Origin of the sequence: Aeromonas taiwanensis (genome assembly GCF_000820165.1) — a bacterium.
In the GTDB taxonomy this organism is placed as follows: Bacteria; Pseudomonadota; Gammaproteobacteria; order Enterobacterales; family Aeromonadaceae; genus Aeromonas; species Aeromonas taiwanensis.
Map to the genome: position 1 here is coordinate 1 of NZ_CDDD01000095.1, position 4,519 is coordinate 4,519.

A 4,519-nucleotide genomic window follows, 5' to 3' on the forward strand; every position below is an offset into this window, starting at 1 on the left:
TGGCGCCTGCGAGCCCGGCCTGGCCGGGCTCGCAATGGATGGAGGCTTCCTATGGGTGATTTAACGATGGATTTCTTACGACTGATGCTGATGGCGGCGATGCTGCTCACCAGCCTGCAGGGCCAGGCCACCGAGCAGACAACCGCTCCCGCCGCCGTGCCCCCCACCCACGCGGTGGAATTCTTGCGCAGCGCCGACAAGGCCTGCACCGACTGCCACAAGGATCAGGACGACGTCATGCACGGCAAGCATGGCCAGGCGACCAATCCCAACAACCTCAAACCGGTGACTTGCACCAACTGCCACGGTCAGCCCTCCCCCCAGCACCGGGAAGGGGTCAAGGACGTGATGCGCTTTAGCAACAGCTTCAGCGACAAGAAGAGCACAGAGGCCTACCCCATCGTGGAGCAGAACAGTGTCTGCATGAGCTGCCACGAGCCCAAGCCCCTGCGCGAGGCGCTCTGGGCCCACGATGTGCACGCCACCAAACTCACCTGCACCAGCTGCCACGCCCTGCACCCGGCCAAGGAGCCCATGGTCGCTATTCCAGAGAAGTCCCGCATCAAGCTCTGCGTCGACTGCCACAGCAAACAGCATGAGGCGGCCAAGGCCAAGGTCGAGGCAAACCAGGTCAAAGTGGCCCCGGGCAAGGAGGCATCATGAGCTGCTCTCGCCGTCAATTCATGGCGGGGATGAGCGCCGGGGCCCTCATCATGATGACGGGCCCCGTGCGAGCAGGCGCAGCCACCCTCGCCCACAGCCAGACCATCGACGGGGTACGCTTTGGCATGCTCCACGACGAACAGGCCTGCATCGGCTGCACCGCCTGCATGGACGCCTGCCGGGAAGTGAACCAGGTGCCGGAAGGGGTCTCGCGCCTCGAGATCCTCCGCTCCGGCCCCGTCGGCGAGTACCCCGACGCCGAGTACCACTTCTTTCGCAAGTCCTGCCAGCACTGTGACAACGCTCCCTGTGTCCACGTCTGTCCGACCGGTGCCTCCCATATCCGCACCGAGGATGGCATCGTCGACGTGGACCCGGATCTCTGCGTCGGCTGCATGTACTGTCTGGCCGCCTGCCCCTATCAGGTGCGCTTTATCAACCCGGTCACCCGGGTGGCAGACAAGTGCGATTTTTGCCGCAAGACCAACCTGGCCCAGGGCAAGGAGCCGGCGTGCGTGGTCTCCTGCCCCACCAAGGCACTGGTGTTCGGCAATCTGGACGATCCCGACAGCCCCATCGCCAAACGGCTGGTGAAGGAGACCACCTATCGCTACAAGCAGGCGCTCGGCACCTCGCCCAAGATGTACCGCGTGCCCAAAGGGGAGATAAAGTCATGACGATGCAAGAGGCATTTCACTTCCCCTCGCTGGTGTGGGACTGGCCGATCGCGATCTACCTGTTCCTGCTCGGTATCTCCGCCGGGGCCACCACCCTCTCGGTGCTATTGCGCCGCAAAGGGGCAGGCAGCGAGAGCGGCATCATCAAGGCGACCGCCATCCTGGCGCCCGCGAGCGTGATCCTGGGGTTACTCATTCTCATCTTCCACCTGGCCCGCCCCTGGACCTTCTGGAAGCTGATGTTCCACTATCAGTTCGACTCCGTGATGTCCATGGGGGTCATGCTGTTCCAGCTCTACATGGCGGTGCTGTTCGCCTGGCTGGCAGTGGTGTTCAGAAGCGAGATCGAGGCCCTGCGCAGCCGCTTCCTCAAAGAGAAGTTCGCCTTTGTGGATGGGCTGATCGCCTGGCTTGCCCGCGTTGAACAGATGCTGGCACCGCTCTTGTTGCTGCTCGCCGTGCTGCTGGGAGCCTATACCGGCTTCCTGCTCTCGGCGCTCAAGACCTATCCGCTCCTGAACAACCCGGTACTGCCGGTGCTGTTCCTGGTCTCCGGCGTCAGCTCCGGCATCGCCTCCACCATCTTGCTGGCGGTGACCCTGTTCAGGGAGAACCACCACAGCCAGGGGGTCAGCTTCGTCCACCGCTTCGAACGGCCGGTGCTGGCGGTGGAGGTGCTGCTGCTGGTCTGCTTCTTCACCGGCCTCTACTTCGGTGGCGGCCAGAAGGAGGTGGCCATGTGGGCCGCCATCGGCAGCGGTTTCTGGGCCCAGGTGTTCTGGGTGGGGGTGGTGGGCATCGGCATGCTGCTGCCCCAGCTGATCGCCCTCTTGACCCCGGCTCCCCTGCGGGAGAGAAACGGCCATCTGGTGCTGGTCTGCAGCCTGACTCTGGTGGGGATACTGCTGCTGCGCTACTTCGTGCTCTACGCCGGTCAAATGACAGTCGTATAACGGTATGATCACCAGCGCCAGCCACCTTCGGGTGACTGGCGCTTATTTGTTGCGATTGGTTGTTACCAGGAATGTGGATGTTATCCCCCAGCGCCGGTACGGTGCAGACGCTGCGGCATAACATAGACGAATGATTGACTGGAGGTTGTGTGCTGGCGGAGTTCGGCTATCTCTCACTGCTGCTGGCGACCGGGCTCGCCCTGGTGCAGGGGCTGCTGCCCTGGCTGGGTCTGCGACTCGCCTCCCCGGCCTTGCTGGGCTGCGCCAGGCCGCTGGCGCTGCTCAATGCCGCCCTGCTCGGCGCCGCTCTGGTGCTGCTCGGGATCTGCTTCGCCCAGAATGACTTCACCTTGGTCTATGTGGCCCAGCACGCCAACAGCGCCCTGCCCCTGGGGTTCAAGCTGGCGGCCGTGTGGGGCGGCCACGAGGGCTCCATGCTCTTCTTCGTCTTCGCGCTGGCCCTCTGGGGCGCCCTGGTGGCTCTTTGCTCGGCGCGGGTCGACTCGCTGATCCTGGTGCGGGTACTCGCCATCATGGGGCTTATCGTCGGGCTGTTCGGCCTCTATACCCTGATCTTCTCCAGCCCGTTTGACAGGCAGTTCCCGGGGCCGCTGGAGGGGCGCGATCTCAACCCCATGCTGCAGGACATCGGACTCATCCTCCACCCGCCCCTGCTCTATCTCGGCTACGTCGGCTTTGCAGTCAACTTCGCCTTCGCCATGGCGGCGCTGCATTCGGGCCGGCTCGACGGTGCCGTGGCCCACTGGAGCCGCCCCTGGGCACTCGGCTCCTGGGTGTTTCTCACCGCCGGCATCGTGCTGGGCTCCTGGTGGGCCTACTACGAGCTCGGCTGGGGCGGCTGGTGGTTCTGGGATCCGGTGGAAAATGCCTCCCTCTTACCCTGGCTGCTCGGCACCGCCCTGCTCCACGCCCTGGTGGTGTGCGAGAAGCGCGGCGCCTACGGCCACGCCGTGCTGCTGCTCTCCATCTTCACCTTCTCCCTGAGCCTGCTCGGCACCTTCGTGGTGCGCTCCGGCGTGCTCACCTCGGTGCATGCCTTCGCGGTGGATCCGGATCGCGGCCTCACCCTCTTGCTGCTGCTCGGTTTGCTGCTGACCTTCGCTCTCACCCTGTTTGCCCTGCGGGCCGACACCCGCGCCCCCTACGCCCGCTTCGGCTTGCTGTCCAAAGAGGGGCTGCTCGGGGCCACCATCTTGCTGCTCTGCGTGGCCTGCGCCAGCGTGCTGCTCGGCACCTTCTACCCCATGGTGTTCCAGTCGCTCCATCTGGGATCCCTCTCCGTGGGCGCCCCCTACTTCAACACCCTCTTCGTGCCCCTGGCCCTGGTGCTGATGGCGCTGATGACCCAGCTCCCCCGTCTGCGCTGGCAGAGGCTGGCCAGCTGCTCCCGCTGGCGCTGGCTGTTGCCGCTGCTGCTCGGCGTGCTGGGTGGCGGGCTCCTCAGCCTCGCCTATCGGGGACAGGGAACCGCAGGCTGGAGCGGCATCCTTGCCAACATGGTCGGCCTCTGGCTGGTGGCGAGCCTGCTGCTCCCGCTCTCCCAACCGGCCGCCCTGCGCGAGCTCACCCTCAATCGGCTCGGCAGCCTGCTGGCCCATCTCGGGGTGGCGGTGTGCGCCCTCGGCATTGCTCAGGTGAGCCACCACAGCCAGGAGGGGGGAACCGTGCTCGCCGCAGGCCAGCCCTATCGCCTTGGCGCCTATGAGTTTCGCTATGAGGGGAGCGAGCCGCTGATCGGCCCCAACTACACCGCCGAGCGCATCACTCTCAGCGTGCACAAGGGGGGCCAGGAGGTTGCCAGACTCGCGCCTGAACGGCGCCACTACAGCGTGCGCACCATGAACATGAACGAGCCCGGCATCGCGTGGGGAATGCTGGGCGATCTCTACGTGGTGCTCGGCGAGAAGATGGGACCCAACGCCTACGCCATGCGCCTTCACCACAAGCCGCTGGTGCGATGGATCTGGCTCGGCGGCCTCTTGATGATGGCGGGGGGCACCCTGCGCCTGCTCGCCCGCCGCCCCTTGCTTGCGGCCCGTCCGGCCCCGACCACAGCCCCCAGCCCCCGGCTCGAACGGGAGTCCCTATGAGATCCCGCCTGCGTCTCTTTCTTCCTCTCGTGCTGACCCTGGGCCTCGGCGCCCTGCTCTGGCTCGGCCTTGGCAACAACCCCTACGGCCAGGATGAGGCCGGCAGGGTGCGCCC

The 4,519-nt window shown here is 65.6% G+C and carries 4 protein-coding genes; all 4 read left to right on the plus strand.

Annotated elements, in window-relative coordinates; translation table 11 throughout:
* The first annotated feature begins 51 nt into the window (after positions 1–51).
* The 4 genes from nrfB to nrfE all read left to right on the plus strand — a co-directional run bounded on the left by nrfB (position 52) and on the right by nrfE (position 4,404).
* Positions 52–663, plus strand: coding sequence for a cytochrome c nitrite reductase pentaheme subunit (gene nrfB / locus BN1136_RS16360; RefSeq protein ID WP_043760083.1), 612 nt, complete (start codon positions 52–54; stop codon positions 661–663).
* The gene (locus BN1136_RS16365; RefSeq protein ID WP_043760081.1) at positions 660–1,340 is read left to right on the plus strand and encodes a 4Fe-4S dicluster domain-containing protein; all 681 of its coding nucleotides are present in this window, start codon (positions 660–662) and stop codon (positions 1,338–1,340) included. The genes nrfB and BN1136_RS16365 overlap by 4 nt, the downstream gene beginning before the upstream one ends.
* Positions 1,337–2,293 carry a cytochrome c nitrite reductase subunit NrfD gene (gene nrfD / locus BN1136_RS16370; RefSeq protein WP_043760079.1) on the plus strand — a complete coding sequence of 319 codons (957 nt, stop codon included), beginning with the start codon at positions 1,337–1,339 and terminating at the stop codon, positions 2,291–2,293. The genes BN1136_RS16365 and nrfD overlap by 4 nt, the downstream gene beginning before the upstream one ends.
* Before the next feature lie 149 nt (positions 2,294–2,442).
* On the plus strand, positions 2,443–4,404 hold the full coding sequence (gene nrfE / locus BN1136_RS16375) for a heme lyase NrfEFG subunit NrfE (protein WP_043808918.1): 1,962 nt from the start codon (positions 2,443–2,445) through the stop codon (positions 4,402–4,404).
* Positions 4,405–4,519 lie beyond the last annotated feature (115 nt).